Source organism: Synergistaceae bacterium (assembly GCA_012728235.1).
Classification (GTDB): domain Bacteria; phylum Synergistota; class Synergistia; order Synergistales; family Synergistaceae; genus JAAYFL01.
This window is the reverse complement of sequence record JAAYFL010000016.1, coordinates 51,211-73,556: the sequence shown is the minus strand read 5'-3', so window position 1 is coordinate 73,556 and position 22,346 is coordinate 51,211. Positions and strand designations below refer to the sequence as shown.

Annotated in this window: 18 protein-coding genes, 1 tRNA gene and 1 pseudogene; 1 reads left to right on the top strand and 19 read right to left on the bottom strand. The window is 37.3% G+C overall.

Going from position 1 to position 22,346, the window contains the following annotated elements:
* Positions 1-74: 74 nt before the first annotated feature.
* The 12 genes and pseudogenes from GXZ13_01110 to miaB form a co-directional block, all read right to left on the bottom strand.
* The gene (locus GXZ13_01110) at positions 75-1,055 is read right to left on the bottom strand and encodes a DUF1893 domain-containing protein (protein NLX74443.1); all 981 of its coding nucleotides are present in this window, start codon (positions 1,053-1,055) and stop codon (positions 75-77) included.
* A gap of 204 nt (positions 1,056-1,259) precedes the next feature.
* A complete protein-coding gene (gene fusA / locus GXZ13_01105) occupies positions 1,260-3,353 on the bottom strand; it encodes an elongation factor G (protein ID NLX74442.1) in 2,094 nt (697 codons plus the stop codon).
* A 186-nt stretch (positions 3,354-3,539) separates the two neighbouring features.
* Positions 3,540-4,997, bottom strand: coding sequence for an Asp-tRNA(Asn)/Glu-tRNA(Gln) amidotransferase subunit GatB (gene gatB / locus GXZ13_01100; GenBank protein NLX74441.1), 1,458 nt, complete (start codon positions 4,995-4,997; stop codon positions 3,540-3,542).
* A pseudogene (gene gatA, locus GXZ13_01095) lies at positions 4,997-6,489 on the bottom strand (Asp-tRNA(Asn)/Glu-tRNA(Gln) amidotransferase subunit GatA). The gene gatB and the pseudogene gatA overlap by 1 nt, the downstream one beginning before the upstream one ends.
* Positions 6,482-6,820, bottom strand: coding sequence for an aspartyl/glutamyl-tRNA amidotransferase subunit C (locus GXZ13_01090; protein ID NLX74440.1), 339 nt, complete (start codon positions 6,818-6,820; stop codon positions 6,482-6,484). Before GXZ13_01090 ends, gatA begins: the two are co-directional and overlap by 8 nt.
* Positions 6,813-8,858 carry an NAD-dependent DNA ligase LigA gene (ligA, locus tag GXZ13_01085; protein NLX74439.1) on the bottom strand — a complete coding sequence of 682 codons (2,046 nt, stop codon included), beginning with the start codon at positions 8,856-8,858 and terminating at the stop codon, positions 6,813-6,815. Before ligA ends, GXZ13_01090 begins: the two co-directional genes overlap by 8 nt.
* Before the next feature lie 7 nt (positions 8,859-8,865).
* On the bottom strand, positions 8,866-10,389 hold the full coding sequence (lysS, locus tag GXZ13_01080) for a lysine--tRNA ligase (GenBank protein NLX74438.1): 1,524 nt from the start codon (positions 10,387-10,389) through the stop codon (positions 8,866-8,868).
* Positions 10,390-10,427: 38 nt separating this feature from the next.
* The gene (locus GXZ13_01075) at positions 10,428-11,510 is read right to left on the bottom strand and encodes a tRNA-dihydrouridine synthase family protein (protein NLX74437.1); all 1,083 of its coding nucleotides are present in this window, start codon (positions 11,508-11,510) and stop codon (positions 10,428-10,430) included.
* A 20-nt stretch (positions 11,511-11,530) separates the two neighbouring features.
* On the bottom strand, positions 11,531-12,292 hold the full coding sequence (locus GXZ13_01070; protein NLX74436.1) for a type III pantothenate kinase: 762 nt from the start codon (positions 12,290-12,292) through the stop codon (positions 11,531-11,533).
* A 102-nt stretch (positions 12,293-12,394) separates the two neighbouring features.
* Positions 12,395-13,663 (bottom strand): ComEC/Rec2 family competence protein, encoded by a 1,269-nt coding sequence (locus GXZ13_01065; GenBank protein NLX74435.1) that lies wholly within the window; start codon positions 13,661-13,663, stop codon positions 12,395-12,397.
* A gap of 151 nt (positions 13,664-13,814) precedes the next feature.
* Positions 13,815-14,525 carry a hypothetical protein gene (locus GXZ13_01060; protein NLX74434.1) on the bottom strand — a complete coding sequence of 237 codons (711 nt, stop codon included), beginning with the start codon at positions 14,523-14,525 and terminating at the stop codon, positions 13,815-13,817.
* A 15-nt stretch (positions 14,526-14,540) separates the two neighbouring features.
* A complete protein-coding gene (miaB, locus tag GXZ13_01055) occupies positions 14,541-15,854 on the bottom strand; it encodes a tRNA (N6-isopentenyl adenosine(37)-C2)-methylthiotransferase MiaB (protein ID NLX74433.1) in 1,314 nt (437 codons plus the stop codon).
* 114 nt (positions 15,855-15,968) lie between these two features.
* Between miaB and GXZ13_01050 the strand changes: the two genes are divergently transcribed.
* Complete coding sequence (locus GXZ13_01050) at positions 15,969-16,502, top strand: hypothetical protein (GenBank protein ID NLX74432.1); 534 nt, start codon at positions 15,969-15,971, stop codon at positions 16,500-16,502.
* A gap of 33 nt (positions 16,503-16,535) precedes the next feature.
* Here the strand turns inward: GXZ13_01050 and GXZ13_01045 are convergent.
* From GXZ13_01045 to selA, 7 genes are all read right to left on the bottom strand, one after another.
* Positions 16,536-16,611 (bottom strand) — tRNA-Ile (locus tag GXZ13_01045).
* Positions 16,612-16,616: 5 nt separating this feature from the next.
* Positions 16,617-16,796, bottom strand: a complete 180-nt coding sequence (locus GXZ13_01040; protein ID NLX74431.1) for a ferredoxin — start codon at positions 16,794-16,796, stop codon at positions 16,617-16,619.
* Between the two features lie 65 nt (positions 16,797-16,861).
* Positions 16,862-17,671 carry a pur operon repressor gene (gene purR / locus GXZ13_01035; GenBank protein ID NLX74430.1) on the bottom strand — a complete coding sequence of 270 codons (810 nt, stop codon included), beginning with the start codon at positions 17,669-17,671 and terminating at the stop codon, positions 16,862-16,864.
* Between the two features lie 5 nt (positions 17,672-17,676).
* Positions 17,677-18,531, bottom strand: coding sequence for a hypothetical protein (locus tag GXZ13_01030; protein ID NLX74429.1), 855 nt, complete (start codon positions 18,529-18,531; stop codon positions 17,677-17,679).
* Positions 18,532-18,635: 104 nt separating this feature from the next.
* Positions 18,636-18,878 (bottom strand): hypothetical protein, encoded by a 243-nt coding sequence (locus tag GXZ13_01025; GenBank protein NLX74428.1) that lies wholly within the window; start codon positions 18,876-18,878, stop codon positions 18,636-18,638.
* Between the two features lie 131 nt (positions 18,879-19,009).
* Positions 19,010-20,938: a selenocysteine-specific translation elongation factor gene (gene selB, locus GXZ13_01020; protein NLX74427.1), complete on the bottom strand. Its 1,929-nt coding sequence runs from the start codon at positions 20,936-20,938 to the stop codon at positions 19,010-19,012.
* A gap of 2 nt (positions 20,939-20,940) precedes the next feature.
* Positions 20,941-22,344 (bottom strand): L-seryl-tRNA(Sec) selenium transferase, encoded by a 1,404-nt coding sequence (selA, locus tag GXZ13_01015; protein NLX74426.1) that lies wholly within the window; start codon positions 22,342-22,344, stop codon positions 20,941-20,943.
* Positions 22,345-22,346 lie beyond the last annotated feature (2 nt).

Genomic DNA, 22,346 nt, shown 5'->3' with positions numbered 1-22,346 from the left:
TCTAAAAATACATAATATAAAAATAACATAACAAAAAAAAATAATACATCGGTACAATATGCATTTTTTTGTATTTACTTTAACTTATTAATTTTCTCGAATGTAGCTAAGATTTTATTTACACCTTTTTTCGTATTATCTTCATCTAAAACCGAAAACTCCATGGGACAAATCCCATCTCCCTTTCTATTTTTTATATTTTGAGACAAAATATCCCAACTTCTGGGGACATTCTTTTCTTTTAAAAATCTTGCTGCGGGGACACTTATTACTTCTGCAAAAACTTCTCTTACTCCCGCAGAAACACATATCATTGCTGCTGCCTTTCCTATAACTTTATCTACTACGATAGATTCTCGCAAATTTTTCTTTCTTTTTTTATAAATAGTGATTAAAGGGGAAATGCCTCTTCCCTTTTCTTCATCGACTATCTCATTGTTTTTTATTAAGATACAGTCACTTACCCCTGAAGTAATATTATTGCGAACTTGCTCAAGCAGAAGCGGGGATAAGGATAAAGAATCTTTTTCTTGAATTCCAGTAAATTTATTTATCTTTATTTCAATCAGTTTTGCCAAAAAAGGCACTGTAATTAACTGAATTATTATTCCAGGTATTCCTTTTAAAACTGAATAGATAGCTGTTAAAATAACTAATTCTCCATTTTTAAAACTTAATAAAAAAGCGAGCAAACACCCATTAGCGATCCTACCCAACATTACTGAAAGAGATAGAGATAAATAAATTGAAGATTGCCTAACTCTATAAGTCCAACCACTAACAAAACCCAATATGGCCAGTTCACATATTAACACCGGAAGCATTGGAAATGCAGAAGGCATTCCTGTTAACACACTAGATAAAACCGGTGTTATAATCCCACAAAGAAGCCCATATAATGGCCCGCACGTTAAACCACAAACAAGTACAGGGAAATGCATGGGCAAAAGGAATACACCTCTTAGACCAAAGGCATGTCCCAAGAGATATGGAATCAGCACACCCAATGCTATTAACATGCCAGATAAGACTTTGATGTTTGTTTTATTGTTCAATTTTACGATCCCTTATAGATAATATATTCTTATGCTTACATTCTTTTATTCTTAAACACATCTCAAACTACCCCTATTACTTTGCTTAATTCAAAAATAAACATCCAGTTAAATAATAGAGATATTTACGAGATTAAAGTTAATGCGGCCGTTTAGTTTCTAACAGCCGCATTAACACTGTCTAATAATTCTATTGATACAAAACTACTCTTCCTTACCCTCTTCTTCTCTTTCACTGGCAACTTGCTCAATTATCTTTTTTGAAACATCTGCAGGGACTTCTTCATAATGTGAATGTTCCATAAAAAATGTCCCCCTACCTGACGTCATTGAACGTAATATTATCGCGTATCTAAACAATTCGGAGAGAGGACACTGTGCTTTTACTACTTGTAATTTGCCTTCTCCGTCTATTCCCATAATACGTCCTCTACGGCTGTTAAAATCCCCCATAACGTCACCCAAACACTCTTCAGGAACAGTTACTTCTACATTCATTATCGGTTCAATCAAAATAGGCATCGCTGTTTCCATACACTTTTTAAAAGCCAAAGATGCGGCTATTTTGAAAGCCATTTCTGAAGAGTCGACTTCATGGTATGAACCATCATATATTGCACAAGCAAAGTCTGTAGCAGGGAATCCAGCCAAGTAACCTTTTTGGGCGGCCTCTCTTAGTCCCTTTTCTGCCGCTGGAATATAGTTTTTTGGGACAACTCCGCCAACGACTCTATCTATAAATTCAATGCCAGCGTTCTTTTCCAGTGGAGAGAGTTCAAACCATACATCTCCATACTGGCCGCGACCTCCTGACTGTTTCTTATGCTTCCCCTGTCCCGTCGCCTTTTTCCTTATTGTTTCGCGGTAAGGGACTTTAGGAGTACGTGTTTCAAGCTCGACCTTGTATCTTTCTTTAATTTTTGCAAGAACAATGTCTATATTCATATCTCCCATACCAGAAAGCACATCGTCACCTGTTTCTGGATTTTTATCAAAAGATATTGTGCGATCCTCTTTTAACATCCTTGATATTGCGTTGCCTAGCTTATCTTCATCGGCTCGGCTCTTTGGCATAACTGCAACGCTGTAAACAGGTTTGGGAAATTGAATTTTTCTGAACTGCAGATGAGATCCCTTTATACCCAAGGTATCTCCTGCTGTTGTGCTTTCTAATTTTGGTATAGCAATTATATCTCCCAAAATTATTTCTTTTATTTCGTTATTTTCTTTACCCATCATTTGACGGAATGAACCAACGCGTTCACTCTCATCTTGAGTAATATTATGGATTAATTGATCGCTTTTAAGTCGTCCTGAAAAGACTTTTACAAAAGATAGTTTCCCAACGTAAGGATCAATCATTACTTTAAAAACAAAACCTAAGAATGCCTCGTTTTCATCAGGTGGGATGTTAACTAACTCTTCTCCTTTTAGTGCCGCACGATTAAGCATATCTTTCGGAGAAGGCATATAATATACAAGCATATTCATAAGTTGAACTACACCTATATTTGCTGTAGCTGAGCCTGGTATAATTGGGTATATTGCCCTTGAACAAACTGCTTTCCTTAAAACATCTCTAATTTCATCCGGTGAAATATCTTCTCCTTCTAAATATCTCATAAGAAGATCATCGTCTGCTTCTACCACACGTTCTACAAGATCTTTGTGAGCAGCTGCTATTTCTTCAGCCATTTCAGCAGGAGCTTCAGTTTTTATAAATTCTTTGCTGCCATCACCTTTGTACATATAAGCTTGACCAGTACGCACATTTACTATGCCTTTAAAATTCTGTTCTTTTCCGATAGGGATATAAAGCGGGACAGCTTTATCAGATATGTTTTCTTGGATGTCCTTAACAGCACTATAAAAATCCGCATGCTCTCTATCCACTTTGTTTACAAAAAAAATTGCAGGGGTTTCAAAAGTTTCTGTAAAATTCCAAACGGCTTGTGTCTGTACCTCAACTCCGGCCGTTGCGTTGATAAGCACGATTGCCCCGTCTGCAACCCTCATAGCTGAACGTTGTTCGCCTACAAAATCAGCAAACCCGGGGGTATCTAATAAGTACATTGTTTTGTCTTTGTATGGAACAGTTGAAAGGGAGGTGCTTATAGAAATACCTCTTTTTTGTTCTTCCTGATCAAAATCTGAAACGGTGTTTTTATCCTCTATTTTCCCCATGCGAGAAATTAACTCCGCGTTATACAAAATTGCTTCATTAAGAGAGGTCTTTCCAGCGCCTCCGTGCGAAATAAGAGCTATACTACGAATATCTTCTGGCTTACGTGTCCCCATAATTTCACTCCTCCTGAAACTGTGTGTGTTTTTATATATAAATATAAATTGATTTATAAGTAAAATTAAGTATACAGAATCTTTGGTGAAAAACAGTTACAACTTGTTGATAATAACCTTAATCTTGAATAATAGTCAATAATATATGATGAGTACTAGTTATTTTTCTACTTATTAAAGACAAATCTATTCTAAAGTTCTTTTAAGAATATCTATGACCTCTTGATGATCAGCAGAACCTCTTGTCTCACGCATAACAAGGCCCTGAAGATATTTTATTTTTGCTCCTTTTTTATCTTGTCCAGAGCGAACAACTTCCGCAGCTTCCGGCTCTGTTTCTATAATTTTATTAATAACTAACTGGAGATTGACTCCTGTAACTCGACCGGAATCACCGCCACAATCGTGTAAGGCTTTGTCTAGCCCCATATTCTTCTCTAACATGGCTGACATAACATCTTTTGCCAATGTATTAGAAATTTCCTTTTTATCTATTTTTTTTATAAGGGTTGCAAGATCTTTTGAAGCAATTGGAAAGTTTGATATATCTATTTTTTGATCCCTTAACACACGCAGAACTTCAGTACGTATCCAGTTTGAAGTCCTTGCGGCAGAAGCCCCATTTTTAACGCAGTCTTCAAAATAATCTGCTAGCTCTTTCTGTTCCGTAAGTAAAAGACTTTCCTCAAAAGATATCTTATATTTTTCTACGATTCTATTTCTCTTGTCCCAAGGCATCTCTGTCAGGGTATGGCGTATTTTTTCGACATATTCGATATCGGCATTAATAGGAGCCAAATCCATTTCAAGAAAATAGCGATAATCATTTGCATTTTCTTTCCCCCTCATAGAGCGGGTAACTCCCACTGCATCATCCCATAACCGTGTTTCTTGAATTAATGCTTCCCCCTCATCAAGGATTCTATTTTGCCTAGCGATTTCAAACTCTAAGGCTCTTTCAATAGACTTTAAGGAGTTAATGTTTTTGATTTCTACTCTCGTACCTAAACTTCCGTCGTCTTTTGATAGAGAAACGTTTACATCCACACGAAGTGATCCCGACTCCATTTCCCCATCAGAAACTTTTAAATAACGTGCCAGTTGACGAATTTGTGTTATGTATGCAACTGCCTCTGCTGAAGAATTTATCTCTGGTTTTGAAACTATTTCAGAGAGAGGCATGCCTCCCCTGTTATAGTCAACGAAAGAGTGTGAAGCACCGGAAAGACGACCGTCCGCAGTTTGATGTACTAGCTTGCCGGCATCCTCTTCTAAGTGAAGATGGTCCAAATGCACTCTTTTCTCTTTCCCTTCAACTAAAATATCTAAATATCCGCCCATAGCAATTGGATGATCATATTGAGTTACCTGATACGCTTTCGGTAAATCCGCGTAAAAATAATGTTTCCTATAAAATCTAGTCTGATCTTGTATGTTACAGTGAAGAGCCAGCCCTAGCTTCACCGCTTGTTCTACCGCTAGTTCATTTAAAAGTGGCAAAGTTCCAGGAACGGCCAGACATATCGGGCATACATTTGTATTGGGTATGGCTCCTACATAATCTGTCGAACAACTACAAAACAACTTGCTTCTTGTTTTAAGCTGCAAATGAATTTCAAGTCCTATTACAACTTGTCTTTTCATTAGTTCACCCCTTCATCTGATATTAGCTCAGCAACATAAGGAGAACCAATATTTTTTTCTATGATAGTTGCTATTGAGAGCAAAGTTCCATCTTCATACCTCGGGCAACAAAGTTGAACATTAGTAGGAACACCCTCTGGTGTAAATCCGACATTTAAACTTAACGCAGGAATACCTGCTAAGTTAGCAATACAAGTAAAAAAGGTTTTTAAATAACTTTGTGCATCTAACTCTTCTATTATCCCTTCTCTATTGGGCAATGTTGGACTTACAGGAGAGATAAGAACGTCAGCCTTTTGATATAGATTCATAAATTCCTCTACTATCAACTGACGCACTTTGGTCGCAGGGATATAGTACTCCTCGTAATAGCCTTGGGTGAGAAACGCTGTTCCAATAATAATTCTGTGTCGAACTTCTTCTCCAAAACCACTACTTCTACTTTTTTTATACATTTCAGAAAGATTCTTCCCATCTTCATGATAGCCATATCTCATTCCGTCGTAACACGCTAATTTCGAACTTGCATCTGAAAAAGCTACTATATTATAACAAGCCACCGCATATTTAAGGGCTATAGGAAGTTCGACCTCAAATACATCGGCCCCCTCCTCTATGCAAATTTTAACAGTTTGATCTATTGCCTCTAAAAGCTGCTTATCCACTAATTTTTTATCATAACCTGAAAGAATCGCAATTTTCTTGCCTTTTAATTCTTGTTTGCCTTTTCCCAAAAGAGAAAAAGATTGCCTATCAAAAGCATCGCACGTTGAGTCATTTGTGTCCGCCTTTGCCAAGACATCCATAACTGTAGCCATATCTTCTATACTTCTTGTAATTGGTCCTACTTGATCCAACGAAGATGCGTATCCAACCACCCCATACCTGCTAACCTGTCCATATGATGGCTTCATGCCATGCACTCCACAAAAAGCAGACGGCTGTCTTATTGAACCACCAGTATCAGTTCCCAAAGCTATAGGACAAAAGCCTGCAGCAACAGAGCAGCACTTCCCCCCGAACTTCCGCCGGCGATAAATGATATGTTCCTAGGATTCTTCGTCCTTCCAAAAAACGAGGTTTCGGTTGTATCACCCATCGCAAATTCATCCATATTAGTTTTTCCTAAGAGCACTGCTCCTGCTTCTCTCATGTTCTTGACGGCTGTCGAATCGTATAATGGGACCCAGTTTTGTAACATCTTACTCCCGCATGTAGTTTTGATTCCCTCTGTACAAATATTATCTTTAACTAAAAATGGAACTCCGGCCAATAACCCAGGATTCTCCCCTCTAGCTATAACTGCATCGACTCTTGTGGCATCCGCTATAGCCTGTTCCTCAGATAAAGTTATTATTGAATTAAGGAACATATCATGCTTTTTTATATGTCCGATAAAGGAAGACAGAATCTCTTTCGCTGTCCATTTCTTATTAATTATTCCATCTGTAATCTCTTTAGCTGTAAGATTAATAAAATTAACACTACTCATCTATTTCTCCATTACTGCTGCTTTCTTCAAGAGCCATAATTCTCGGAACCCGGAAAAAGTCTCCTTCTGAAACCGGTGCCTTTTCTAAAAATGAATCCCTTCTATCCCATATTTGGGGGATATCTTCCCTTCTTTTAGGCAGAGAGTGCATTTCCCACTCAAAAGTGTTTACTTTTGTTAAATCCAAATCCCTCATGTCATCACACATATAAATTAATTCATTAATTTTATTCAAAACTTTCTGAAATTCTGCTTCCGACGGCAATTTGATTTTTGAAAGATCAAAAACTTCTATAAGTTTATCTTTTGTCATGACTATTTTTTTATTCACTGGGTTCCCTCCGTTTAGAAAAAACATTAAGCCTCTCCATAAATTCTTCTTCACTTAACACTGTAATTTTAAGAGCAACTGCTTTATCATACTTACTGCCAGGATTAGACCCAACTAGGATAAAATCCGTATTCTTACTTATGTTTTCTGTAGTCTGTCCACCATATTTCACTATACTCTCTGTCGCCTGAATTCGCGTCATTGAGGAAAGCGTTCCGGTTAACACAAATCTCTGTCCATACCAAGGAAGCTTTTCTCTGCCTTCAACATGTTCGGTTGCCTCTAAATTGACTCCTGCCATTCTTAATCTATCTATAACATCAGTATTGTGAGGTTCAGTAAAAAAGGAGCTTAGTGACTTTGCAATTATTGGTCCAATTCCGTCCATTTTTTCAAGTTTATTCTCGTCTTCGGCCGCCACTTTCATTAAGTTATCCAAAGACATAAATTTTTCTGCTAATACACGTGCCATTTTCTCCCCTACATTGCGAATTCCTAGGGCGTTTATTAGAGCATAAAGCGGCCTATTCTTTGAATTCTCTATTGATTTTAGTATATTGTGAGCAAGTTTTGTTTCAACTCTATCTAAAACAATTAGAGAGGGCTCATCGAGGGAGTAAATATCTGCAATATTTGCTATTTTTTTTGTTTCAACAAGCTGTGTTATTATTTTATCGCCTAATCCTTTTATATCCATTGCTTGCCTTGAGGCGAAGTGTACAATTCGCTCCTTAATTTGAGCTGCACAAGAAATATTTGTACACTTCAAAACAGATTCCCCCGGAAGTCGCAGGGTTCTCGCTCCACAAACCGGACAACTTTCAGGTAAAAAATAGGGTTTTGAATCACCTTTGCGTTTACTAAAATCTACACCTATTACTTGCGGAATTATTTCTCCAGCCTTATGTACCGTAACGGTATCTCCGATTCGTATATCTTTTCGATTTATCTCATCCTGATTATGTAGGTTGGCTCTTTGAACAATTGTTCCAGAAAGATGAAGTGGCTCAAATACTGCTGTGGGAGTAAGAGTTCCAGTTCTTCCTACCGTCACTTCAATATCTTTAATTAAAGTCTGTTTTTCTTCCGGTGCAAATTTATAGGCTATGGACCATCTTGGAGCTTTAGCCGTAACACCAAGTACATCTCTTAACTCTATATTATCCAGCTTTATTACCACACCATCAGTGTCAATCTTATGTAAAATTCTTTTGTCCGACCACATGTCCAGATACTGCATTATTTCCCCAAGATTTTTACAAAGCTGCTGTTCCCCCTGTATAGGTAAGCCTAACCTACTTAACTTGTCGAAGGTTTCCATTTGACTTTTTACCCCAATTTCTTGGGGGTCGATTATTTGATAAAGATATACCTTTAATTTTCTGGTCGCTGTTACTTTAGAGTCAAGCTGTCTTAAACTGCCTGCGGCTGCATTTCTTGGGTTTGCAAAAAGCGGTTCTCCTGCTTCTTCTCTAGCATCATTTAATAAAACAAAGTCTTCTTTGTCTATGCACACTTCTCCACGAACCTCTAAGCGTCCTTTGATCAATTCAGACAGTTTAAGGGGCAATGTCCTTACGGTTTTTAAATTATCAGTTACATCCTCTCCTACAGACCCATTTCCTCTGGTAGCTCCACTGACAAACAACCCATCTATGTATACTAAGGATATTGCAACACCATCTATTTTGGGTTCGCATGTTACCTTTGGAGATGTTAAGCTTAACATTTTTTCTAATCGCTCATAAAAACTTATTACCTCTTCCTGATTAAATGCGTTGTCTAAACTCATCATAGGGATCTCGTGTTTTACTTTGACAAAACCCACTCTTGGCTCTCCGCCAATCCTGTGCGTAGGAGAATCAGGGGTAATAAGGTCTGGATAGGCCTCTTCTATGTTTTGTAGCTCTCTGAATAGCTTGTCGTATTCCCTGTCTGATATTTCCGGGTTATCTTTTTCATAGTAGAGCTGAGCATGCCGATTAAGCTGCTCTCTAAGGAAATCCGCTCTCTTTTTATGGATATTAGACTCACCCATTTTTTTATTATTCCCTTGGCTTCATTGTAGGAAATAGGATTACATCTTTAATGCTCTTAGAGTCAGTTAAAAGCATAACCAGTCGATCTATACCTATTCCCATTCCAGCTGTTGGAGGTAATCCGTATTCAAGTGCATTAACAAAATCCTCGTCAAACGGATGAGTCTCATCTTCTCCTTCTTCTTTTTTCTTAGCTTGATCTTCGAATCTTGTTTTTTGATCAATAGGGTCATTAAGCTCATTAAATGCATTTGCCAACTCCCATGAATTTACGAATAGTTCAAAACGATCAGTGAGATTGATATTGTCTTTATTTCTTTTTGCGAGAGGAGAAATTACTGTGGGATAGCCAGTCACAAATGTTGGTTGAATTAGTTTCTCTTCTACAAATGTTTCAAAGAACATCGGGAGAATATCATAACGAGTATTGTGTTCTTTAACATCAAATCCCTTTAAAGCGGCTTGCTTTCTTGCTTCTTCATCAGTTATTGTTGAGAAATCCAAATCTGTATATTCTTTTACAAGTTCCGTCATAGACACTCTACGGAAAGGTGGGTTTAAATCAATCTCTGTGTCTTGGTAATTTATTATTCGACCACCAAGTACATCTGCGCATCTCACAAATATTTCTTCAGCCAACTCCATCATATTTTCGTAATTGCAGTAGGGCCAATATATCTCTATTGAGGTAAATTCTGGGTTATGCTTTATCCCCATACCTTCATTACGAAACTGTGGTCCCATCTCGTAGACCCTTCCCATCATTCCAACAACCAAACGTTTTAAGTAAAGTTCCGGTGCTATTCTTAGGAACATCTCCATGTCTAGCGTATTGTGGTGCGTGATAAAGGGACGTGCATTAGCTCCTCCAGCAATAGTTGAAAGGATGGGCGTATGAACTTCAAGTGTATCGTGTTCATCCAAAACCTTGCGTATTGTCTGGACTATCTTCGTCCTCTTTCGAAACGTATCACGTACTTCCGGGTTTGCAAGTAAATCGGCATAACGTTGGCGGTAGCGGATTTCAGTATCCTTTAAACCATGCCATTTCTCAGGCATAGGACGAAGTGCTTTAGATAGAATTCTAAAATCTTTAACTGACAAAGTTAGCTCCCCACGCTGTGTACGAAAGGCAACCCCCTCTATTCCAAGAAAGTCCCCTGCATCTACCCATTTTTTAAAAAAAGAGTATTTTTCTTCTCCCAACATGTCAAATTGAAAACAAAGCTGAATCTTGCTTTCGCCATCATCAAAAGAAGCAAAAGCAGTCTTACCATGACGACGAAGCAACATTACACGTCCTGCTGTTTTTAAAATATCATCTGACCATTCTTCTTCTTTTAGAGAATCATAACTACTTCTAATATATTTTAATGAATCCTTTACTTCCCAATAATTTTGCTCAAAAGGGTCGTACCCGGTTTCTTCACGCAATCTTGCCAACTTATCTTTGCGCTGACGAAATATCTCTTCTTCAGGCAACATGTTTTGTTGTTTTACTTGAGACTCACTTTTTGTTTTCTCTGACATTAAAACCACGTCCTCTTTCTACTTAAATAGTTCTTTTTTTATAAAAACTCACCTATAACACCGTGCGGAAACTTGTCTTTTGTAAATTCTAATTTGGGTCCAGAAGAAAGTTCCTCCCAGTTTAAAAGTAGTTCTTCCATTTCACTCCATGTTCGTGCAAGAGCACCTCTTCTACGTATCTGTGTTGCTCCTTGAAACCCTTTGAACAATGCTGCAAGCATCCTGCGTGAAATCATAAGTGCCAATGCCTGTCCTTCGGTATTATAAACGCTACGCCCTAATTCAAGAAGAAGCTTTGCCTGCGCATCTAAATCAGGATTAGTTAAGCAGTCTTGAACACAATATCCAAGCATTTTTAATGTTTTGGGTATTAAAAAAACATCACGCAATGCACCTCTTGCTGCAAGCACTGCGGTACAACCAGCTTTTAGATAATCCATCATAATCTCAGGTGTATAACAATCTCCACTTCCACCAATAAAACCGGGGAATTTCAGAGCAACTTTTTCAACTTCTTGCAATGAAGCTTGTCCTTCATATCTTTGCGATGCTGTTCTGCCATGTACAATAATAAAGTCCGCTCCCGCTGAAAAGAGATTATCACAAAAATCAATAGTCGTTATCTCTCTTTGTTGTGGAATTATTCTAATTTTTGACCAGATAGGAATCCCTAATGTCTTTAATCTTTTTATTATCTTATATGATTCTAAAGGGTTTTCTAGTAACTTAGAGCCACACCCTTTTTTTGTTACTTTAGGCATTGGACAAGCCATATTTATTTGTATAGCTTCGAATTTTCTAATATTTAATGCTATTTCTGCACCGCGTATAATTTCTTCTGAATTAGATGCAAAAAGCTGTAGTACGACAGGACGTTCGCTTTCTATACCATTCAAAAGTTCCCTTGTTTTGCGACCTCCCCTATAAAGCCCTACTGCACTTACCATTTCTGTATGAACCAAACCGGCTCCTAAGTTTTTATGGAAATTACGAAGCGACGCAAACGTTATTCCGGCCAGCGGAGCGAGCCACACCGGATTATCTACTGTTACCCCTCCTATTTTCTTTGGAAATCTGTTGGGAAGATTGTCAATTAACTTTTTATTTATTTTATCTTGCAAAACAATGTCACCATCTTTGATTAACTGTTCCTTTCGTAGATAATCCTCATTCCCTCAAGAGATAACCACGGATCGACTTCCGTTACTATCTTAGAATGAAATGCCAATATTTCTGCATGCCCTCCTGTGGCCACAACTTTGCATGGGGCTCCCAACTCCTTAAAAACCCCTTCTATTAATGTATCGACCATGCCTACTGTTCCATACACAATTCCAGATTGTATAGCTTCTATCGTGCTTTTGCCAATATAGTTATCTGGTGCTTTAAGTACTATCTGCGGTAGTTTGGCTGTATGTGAGAATAAAGCTTCCATTCCCAATTCCATACCGGGAGAAATAATACCACCTATATACTCGCCTTGTTGCGAAATAATATCTAAAGTTATGGCTGTGCCTAAATCTACTATAACAAGAGGGTAGCCATATTTTTCAATCCCTGCTACCGAATTTAATTTTCTATCTGCTCCTACCTCTGCCGGGTTTTTCATATTTATTTTCAACCCAGTATTTAAAGATGCATTGACCTTCATACATGGTACACCTATGTATTGTTTAACTCCTTCAATGAACATTTCATCAAGAGAAGGAACTACGCTTGCATAAATGGCGGCTGTAATATCCTTTTTTCTTATTGAAGATGAGTTCAATAATTCTAATATCATAATTCCTACTTCATCCGTTGTCCTTTTTTTAGATGTAAGACGCCATTGTTCTATTAATTTTTTCTCAGAAAAAACACCCGCTACAGTATTTGTGTTGCCAATGTCGAGAACGAGTAACATAGGAATACCTCCATAAGTAAAAAACATATAAGTAACATAAAGCTTAATTATATAACAAATTATATTTATTTATATTTCAAGGATTCGACCATTTTATAACACCTAAATCAATAATAAAAAAGTTGATGCAAGTATCACCCCAATAAATAAACTTTTTTTGGGCGACATTCCTGATGCAAATGCTGTTGCCGTAACTATAATAAAAACAGAGGTAAAGATTAATGGCAATGTAGAAATAATTGACCAAGGAAAAACTTTCGCGAAAATATTTGAGAATATATTCCATGCTTCTAAAACACATTCTGCAGGTGCTGCCAAAACTTTAGCAAAAGGAAGGTCTATGAGCAAGGGAATTGAGACCAGGATTATTATAGGAAATAAAATGGCGAACAGCGGAACTGCAATAATATTGATTAAAGTTCCTGCTAAAGGCACCTCTTGAAATGAAATTGATACTAAAGGCGCCGTAACGAACCAGACTAAAATAGACGGGATGCATATTCTAGACAAATTAAACCACTTAACGTTTATAACAGACGAAAGAAAGATTGTTGCAAGCATAGAAAGGCGCCAACTTATGTCATAAAATGACCACGGATTAAAAAGCAACATCAATATCCCGGCTATGGCTACGCTATTAAACGCATTTTTCGGTTTACCCAATAATAATCCTATAAGAAATATCTGTAACATAAGTGCTGCCCTTACTGCTCCCGGCGGAAGACCTGTTAATAAAACTGCTCCCCATATAAGTAATGTAGTTCCAATGATTTTTTTCTTTCCTCTACGTAAAAATAACGTAGAAATTAATGCAAGTAGACCAATGTGAAATCCTGAAACCGCTAATAAATGAGATGTTCCAACTTTTCTGTGTATTTCAGAAAGAGCCTTATCTTTTTCTCCAACTGTGAGCGCGAGCATATATGCACTTAAATTTGTTGGGAGTTTATCCTTGATAATTTCTCTTAAATAATTTCTCCACCTATAAACACCAGACGGAGGAGAAATTTCAGCAAGTTCTAAGATTACAATTTTTTTAATAGCACCTTTAGAACGCCAAAAAAGATTCTCGTCAAATTTTTTCTTATTTTGTCCGGCTCCTTTAAAGTCAAACAAAGCTCCTCTTACTACGACTCTAGATCCTTCTTCAGGAGCTAAAGAACCATGTGTATAAGCAACCAACTTGCCACATTTGGTTTTTATTAGTATTGCCTTTGATTTGCCCCACTGTCGATTAATGAGCACCTTGCCTGTCGTTTCAATAGTAGAAGGCAATATATTTTTTTTGTTTATTTGCAATAAAGAGTAAAATGAAAAAAGAAAAGAAAGTGTTAACAGAAAAATAAACATTGTAATTCTATCAGATGACATTTTTTTCTCTCCTGCTAACATCCAAGAAGCTCCAAACAAAATTGAAGCAAAAAGAGCGTAGAAGATTGAATAATTGCGACTGTTCAAAAAAAGAGCACAGCAAAGTACTAATAAAACAACGTAAGCTGGTGCAGTCGCTATAGGGCTTTGATTATTTGATGGCTGTAACAAAATCTTTTAATCCATCGTACTTTTTTGCTCCTATTCCTTTTATAAGCATTAAATCCTCTATCCTAGAAAAACTACCCTTCGTTTCTCTGTAAGCAATTATAGATTGAGCCGTTTTGGGGCCGACACCAGGTAACGACTCAAGCTCATTTTGTGTGGCAGTATTGACATTAATCAGAGACTTGTTGACATTTCCGTAACCACCCGGTACAACATTCCCCATGTTAGTATGAGTAGAAGGCGTTGGTGATGATTGTCCATCTAAAACCTCTCCCTTACGTGGAAAATGCATATGCACTCCATCTCCCAAAGAAGCTGCGAGATTGACCGCCTCTTTGTTCGCCTCATTAGCAAACCCTCCTGCTACTTCTAGTGCCTGATACACACGAGAATCAAATGGAACATGATAAACGCCTGGATTTTTTACAGCTCCAGTCAAATAGACAACCCATATTTTTTCTTCTTCAGGAGATTCAACAACTATTTTCGATGCACGTGAAGATTGATTAACCACAGAAGTATTATTACTCGTAACATCTATCGTGTCCTCCATAGTAATGGTACGTGAAGACATCTTTTCTTCCGTTTCTTGACCAAAACGTCCCTTAAACGAGTATAGCAATGCTGCCGCAAGCAAAAAACAAACTATGCTCGTTATGACTAATACATTCTTGTTCTTTTCTGAATTATGCATTATGCCCCTCCGATTTTAGATGCGTTCTCCTTCAAGAGACCAGTTATTTGCTTTCGTGATTTTAGCTCTGATGAACTGACCTATCTCATCTTCCGGCGCTTTTATAATTACGACTTTATCTGTCATAGTCCTTCCTTGGAGATATCCCTCTCCTCTTGGTGCAATACCATCGAGAAGTATTTCATATTCTCCGCCGACATATTCTTCATTTAACTCTCTTGATATTACAGTTTGTGCGTTATTTATTTCATTCAATCTTCTAATTTTTACTTCTTTTTCCACATGATTACTCATATTTGCAGCTAGTGTCCCTTCACGTGGAGAATAAGCCGCCGTGTGTACAACATCGTAGCGCACCTCTTTAAGAATATTATAAGACTCATTAAAATCGTCTTCAGTCTCTCCGGGGAACCCAACAATAAGATCTGTTGTAAGGCTAACCTCTGCAAGTGACTCTCTTATTTTTTTCACTAGAGTTAAATACTGTTCTACAGTATATCCTCTATGCATCATTTTCAATATTTTATCGCTACCAGATTGAATGGGAAGATTTATTGAAGGACATATCACGGAAGAGTCTTGCATCACATCCAATATCTCTTTATCAAAATCTTTGGGGTGTGATGTAGTAAAACGTAAGCGTTTTAAACCGTTTAGCATAGATATCTCTTTTAATAGTGAGGCGAAACTGAATAACCCTTCCCTGTCTTTTCCATACGCATCAACATTTTGCCCTAAAAGTGTTACCTCCGTTACTCCCATGTCAATTAAGGCCCTTATTTCTTCTGTAATACTCTTATGTTCACGCGACTGTAAACGACCCCTTACATATGGAACGATACAATAGGAGCAAAACCTATCACAGCCATATGTAATTGTTACATATGCCTTATAAGGATTTATTCGTTCTTTTGGCACAATTTCAAGGTCAATGAGCTCACGAGGATCATTATCCATAAGAAAACGTGTTTTTCCGGCTCTTATTACATCCTCAATCTTATCAGGGACAAGTCCAAGATGCCTTGGCCCTGAGACAAGTTTTATACAACGAAATTTTTTTGCCAAATCAACGCCTATCCTCTGGGCCATGCATCCCACAAGTATCACGATAGGAGAGCCGTTAGCTCTGAACCTTAAGTCATATCGCCCTATTGTGCTTATCACCTTATGTTCAGCTTTTTCGCGGATACTACAAGTAACCAATATAATTACATCAGCTTCTTCTTCAGGACACTCAACCCATTTTTTATATATCATGGCTGTGCGCAAACGATCTGCATCGTAATCGTTCATTTGGCAGCCGAAAACTCTAATAGCAAATCTTGACAAAGTAGTATCTCCTTTTCTTGTAATTAAAATATTATATGTGTTTACTGTAAAATTTACCACTGAAGCTACTAAGGGTATAATAAACTCATTGCATTTTTTTTGACATAAGGGGAGGTGCCGAAAGTAAAATTTTATTTTAATTTAATTTTCATAGTATTATTGCTTTGCATATTTCCTCTTTCCGCAATTGCAAACATTCAAGAAGAAGGTCTGCTACCCAAAATAGAAGGATGGAAAAATGAAGATTTGCGTATTTCAAAACTTGAGGCCGTTTCTGGCAATAAGGGGATTTGGCTGGAAAGAGAATATAAAAATCCAGACGGAAAAATATTTTACGCGACTAGAATCGATGGCAACGGAGTAAAGAGTTGGGACATCAATGAGGAGATTACAGCTGTTACAAGCGATGGTCCCATAGGCAGTGGCGCTACTTACAAAATAGTTAAACTGTATGTAAAACAATTTCCAAATAACACACACAAAACAAACTACACCGTATATACTGCAGCCGTAAACTATCATCCCTTGACAGGAATTAGCATCGTAACCAAACTTAATTTAAAATCAACATTGACCCTTGAAACAAAAAATGCAACGGAAGCCGAATTAATTAAAGCAGCTTCAACAATTATCGAAAATATGAAATAAAAAAACCCGGCTATGCCGGGTTTTACATTTTAGTGGTGGGCCCACCAGGACTTGAACCTGAAACCATCCGGTTATGAGCCGGGAGCTCTGCCAATTGAGCTATAGGCCCGTATTTTAACTATACGCTATCGCAGAGACAGGACAACTGTCAATTGCTTCTTTTACTAAAGGAGTGTAGTCCTGAGAGATAACATAGGCGAGTCCCTTTTCATCATCTAAAGCAAAATTCTCCGGACAAACGTGAGAACAGACCCCACAACCTATACAATCGTTTAAGTTAATTCTTATTATCATCAGTAACCTACCGTCCTTACAGCGAAGAATTTTACGCTAAAATTTCTATTACGTCAACTTATTTCCTATTTTTTAAACTTATTGTCTGTAACTGTCAAGCTTGCATTGTCATTATCTTGTTTCAAGGTTAACAATGAATAATACTCAGGAACAGCTTTTTTCTTTGGCTCTTGTGAAGCAATAAAAACGCCTACTCCTACCACTTCTGCACGAAATTGCTTTGCCATGAGCAACATCCCGGCCGCTGTACTGCCACCACGCATAAAATCATCTACAATTAGGACTCGGCTACCTGTAGTTAGTAATCTTGTCCCCATGTACATGGTTCTCACATCGCCATTCCCAGTGGGATAGTGAACCGCAACTGCAGCACCGTCACTCGGTCTATTTCTGAATCGACAAACTGCTAATGGGACTCCAAGTGCGTATGCTGCGAACATGGCTATTGGTATACCTTTTACTTCAGATGTCATTACTACATCAGGGGCTCTGTCTACAAACATTGATTCCATTGCGTATCCAAGTGGAAGAGCTCTTTCAGGATTAAAAATCATATCACTATAATAAATTAGCCCTCCCGGTAAATTTCTATCAGGATTTGTAAGTTCTTTCGCCATTTCACTTAATATCTCAGTCTTATACTCTTTTGTACATAGAGGTATAAACCTTGCTCCACCGCTGCGACCTCTCTCTACTTGCATCTGGCCAAAACCTTCTGCATTCATCGCAGAGTTAATAACCTCTACATCATCACTGATTACAGTCTTAGAGACGTTAAATTCATTTGCAAGCTGTGTTAGTGAAACAAGCTTAGAAGGACAAAGCATGAATTTAGAGGCAAGCCTTACTAGTCTCTCTGTTCTTTGACCTCTCATCATAATCACTCCAATATGTTTATTTGTTTGACCCAATATTCATTCTTAAATTTATTCTGTGCAAGCTTTGTTTTATGTAAGTTTTTGTAGAGAGCGAAAAAAGCGCTTCCGCTCCCGCTAAGCCCCCAAGCTAACGCATCTGAGTCTTCCGCAATTTTTTGTGCTCGGTCATACTCTTGATGTTCTTCTAAAATGGGTTCAAAGAAATCATTAGGTAGCAGCCCAATTTTTTCTCCACGTTTTAAACGACCTAAAATGGTGGATACTTCCTGATTTGCCTTAATTTTATCAGAGAAATTCCCTTGCCAATAAGTATCAACTTTTGAATATGCTTCTACTGTTGAAATCTCCCATTTAGGAAATACCAATAGTGATACAAAATCAAGGTCATGGTTAATATCTTCTATTTTTTCTCCTATTCCTCTAACTTCGGCCATATCACTTTCTCCGCACAGAAAAGGAATATCAGACCCTAGTTTTGAAATTTCGATATTACTTGTTTTTAATCCGTAATATTTCTTGAGAAGCAAAATCAATGCCGCTGCATTACCGCTTCCTCCACCTATTCCGCTTCCTATCGGCATGTTTTTTTCCAATTCTAATTGTAATGGAGGAATTTTACATCCCAACGATCTGGCCCAGAAGATTGTTTTCATTAAAATATTTGTATTATTTATTGTAAACCCTTTTATGGTTAATTTATCACACACATTGTCATCGCTTATATCAGTAATTGTCAACCTGTCTAGCCCTTTTTTCTTCCAAAAAAGCGAACATATTTCATGATATCCATCATCTTTTTTAGCTAATACTCTTAATGTTAGGTTAAATTTTATCGGACAAAATACACTTTGCCTCATTTCTGTATACTCCTCTAGCCCTAAGTTCTTAAATTGTTTTCATTATACTTGCTAAGTAAAAAATAAGCCCCGGCAGATGCCGGGGCCAACTATAACGTTATCAATTACAGCAAAGATTCTCCTGTTGATTCTAATTGCACATCAACTTCTCTTGTAAGTACATCAGCATAGCTAAAAGATACCGTACTTTTTTGAGATTCAATATAAACAGTGAAAAGACTTGGATAAATTTCTTTTATTACGCCTGTTCTTTCTTCTTTTTTACGTCTTCCATTTGCTGCACGGTAAAATATCCTTGAGCCCTGTTGTTGACGTACAAGTTCACGTATTGTATCGATTGTATGCATTGTGACACCACCTTAACATTCAGATACGTCAATTCTTTTCACATTATAACGTATAAATTCAATAAAATCAAGGGAGTGTCTATTTTTTCTTGCTATTTCAATCTAAATACAATGATTACATTTTCCCAGAATTACTGAAAATCATTTACCTTTTTCACAATAATTCTCTTATTCTCTATGCGACGCGTTATTCCGATACTATCAAAATATTCTAACAAAGGTAGTATATATTTCCGACTACTCTTTGTTACGTCTCTTATATTTGCAAGTGTTAAATCTCCGCCAAGAGTTTGTATTTTTGCGTTAAAATTTAAAAGAATTTCTTGGGGGACTAAAAAACCTTGTCCTATATGATAAATCTCCCTCTTTTCTTTTAAATATGAAACGATTCTGTTTATTTCTTTTTCATTAATCGACAATGACTGTGATAACTCTTCTTTTGTAAGAAATGTATATTCCGAGGATAACATTTTCTTTTTTACTCTAGAAACCTCAGATATAAAATTAGATTCATCAAAGGGTTCAAATTCTTTGAGTCGTATCCTGTCGTTTTCATAAATTATATATTGCATTTTCATAAATAAAAGCATAAGTTCCTTTGCAAAACGAACTTCATTTACTCCTATAGAATTAGCAGCATTTTCAAGAGTCATACCCTGAAGTTCGGGGTTTCCCTTGTGAAACAACGCCAATTTTGTTTGTATTTTTTTAGTTAGTTCTTCTATTTTAGGTTTTGAAATTAATATCGTTTCTAGTGTTTTTACAACGCCTATTTCGTTTTTCATCTCTAGTGCAGAAAGAGGACCGCGGAGCTCAAGCGGTTCTTTTTCTAGAAGCGATGACAGCTCGCTCATACCTATTATTTCTTTATATTCAATTAATTCTTTAAGCTTATCGTTTAAACTTATATTTTCTGATATTGCGTTTAAATATTTTGTTAGACTGATTTTAGTTTTTTTATTTTTCGGTCGTTTCCCTAGCGGAGTCAGAACTATACCCCCCGCAACAGTGGACATAGGGCTGTATTTTCTAAGAATAAAAGGCATGTCAAGAAAAACTGCCACGGGCTTCTCTAATATTAGTTGTGCTATTGCCTTATCACCCGGTAATATTTTTTCCTTGTCTAGAAGTGAAAGACGCACAACAATATCTGATGTTCCAATATGTAAATGTAATCTTTCCCAATGTTTCAAAGCATTCCCCGCAGAACGTAAAACCGAAACCTCTACATTTAAACATTTTGTGGACATAAAGTGCCCTCTCGATGCCACAACATCTCCCGGTTTTATATCGTCTAGAGATATATTTGAAAGATTCATCGCTACTCGCTGTCCTGCGACAGCCTTGTTTGTAGGCAATTCATGTACTTGTATTGTTCGAACTTTGGCATCTAATTTTGATGGTAATATCTCTACATGACTAGCTTCTTCCACTGCACCTTTTAGCACTGTTCCGGTTATTACTGTTCCAAATCCAGACATGTGAAAGACCCTATCTACTGGGAGGAAAAAACGCCCTTTATCTATTTTGTATTCGCTACTCTCTACTAATTTTTCTAATGCTAGCTTTAAACTGTCTAACCCCTCTTTGGTAAAAGAGGATACAGGTATTATGGGTGCATTCTCTAGGAAAGTACCAATTGTTAGCTCTAGTATTTCTTCTTTTACTATTTCGACAAAATTCTTTTCTGCCTGGTCAATTTTAGTAATAGCAACAAGACCCTTTTTTATGCCAAGCAAGGATAAGATCTCAAGATGTTCGCGAGTTTGAGACATAACTCCATCATCAGCCGCTACTACTAGCATTACGGCATCCAATCCAATTGCTCCAGCCACCATTTGTCTGATGAATTTTTCATGTCCCGGGACATCCACTATACTTATTATTTTCCCTGAGGGCAGAATAAAAGGCGCAAATCCCAACTCTATCGTTATTCCACGCTTCTTTTCTGCAGAGAGCCTGTCGCAATCTACACCTGAGATAGCTTTAACTAGGGTTGTTTTTCCATGATCTATATGTCCTGCTGTTCCCAAAACAAAAGGAATTTCTAACTTTTCCACTGTTATTCCTCTGAAGGCTGATTCGTATTCAAAAAGCTGTCAAACGCCTTTATAATATTGTTTTCGTCGCCTATTTGCAGAGTGCGCATATGAAAAAGTATCTTACCTTCGTAAGCTCCTGTAATTACTGGAATTGTCGCATTTCTTAACAATTCCGATAATTTGCCTGCACTTCCCATTTCAGGTAATTTTATTGCCACAGCATAGCCTTCTAACCTCGAAAGAGGAAATGCTCCTCCCCCAACCGTATCTATTGTGCTTGTTACTTCAATAGATACGGAACGCAGCTTTGTCTTTAAAAAATAGTTTTTTAAAGAATCCTTAAAACTTTCTGCCTGTTTTTTCAATTCTTTAGGTTTTTTGAATATCATTGCTAGGGTAGGAATTGAAAGATAATCACCCTTTAGGTATAGACGCAGAGTTCCCTCAAATGCAGCAAGAGTCATTTTATCAACGCGTAAAGCCCTCAGTAAAGGATTCGTTCTTAACCTATCTATAACTTCAGCTTTACCAACTATCGCCCCTATTTGTGGACCTCCCAATAATTTATCTCCGGAAAATGTTACAATATCACATCCTGCTTTTAAACAATCACGCACGGTTGGTTCTCCATCTAATCCAGCCTCTTTTAAATCTACAAGCATGCCACTACCAACATCTTCCATAAAAATAATTCCATGTTGTTGTGAAAGCATTGAAAGATCTTCTCTAGACACGGAGGAAGCAAAACCCTCTATTCTATAATTTGATGGATGAACTTTTAAAAGCATTGCGGTTTCTTCTGTTATTGCTGCAGCGTAGTCTTTTAGATGTGTTCTGTTTGTAGTGCCAACTTCAACTAACTTTGTATCTGAAAAAGCCATTATATCCGGAACGCGAAAAGATCCCCCGATTTCTACAAGTTCACCTCTAGAAACTATTGTCTCTTTGTTTTTAGCCAAAGCACTTAAAGCTAGGACGACAGCACCTGCATTATTATTAACAACTATGGCCGCTTCCGCTCCAGTTAGTTCGCACAACAACCATTCGACATGGTCTCCCCTTTGTCCTCGAGCCCCTTCCTGTATCGAATATTCTAGCGTGCTATATGAAGTAGCTACTTCTTTTACGGCCTCGACGGCTTTTTCAGCCAGTAAAGCTCTTCCAAGGTTCGTATGCAAAACAACACCCGTAGCATTAATAACTTTTTTTAGAGATAAGCTTGATTTTAATTCAAGCAGAGTTCTTATTTCATTTGCTACACTTTCTTCATCAAAAGCTACGTTAGAATTATTTTTGATTTTGTTTCTATAGCTGTTTAATACATCAGAAATAAGAGCTTTTACTGCTTCGCGACCTATCTCCGACTCATATTTAACAATCCATGCAGCCCCTAGCAGTCTATCCATAGATGGTATTCTTTTCATTA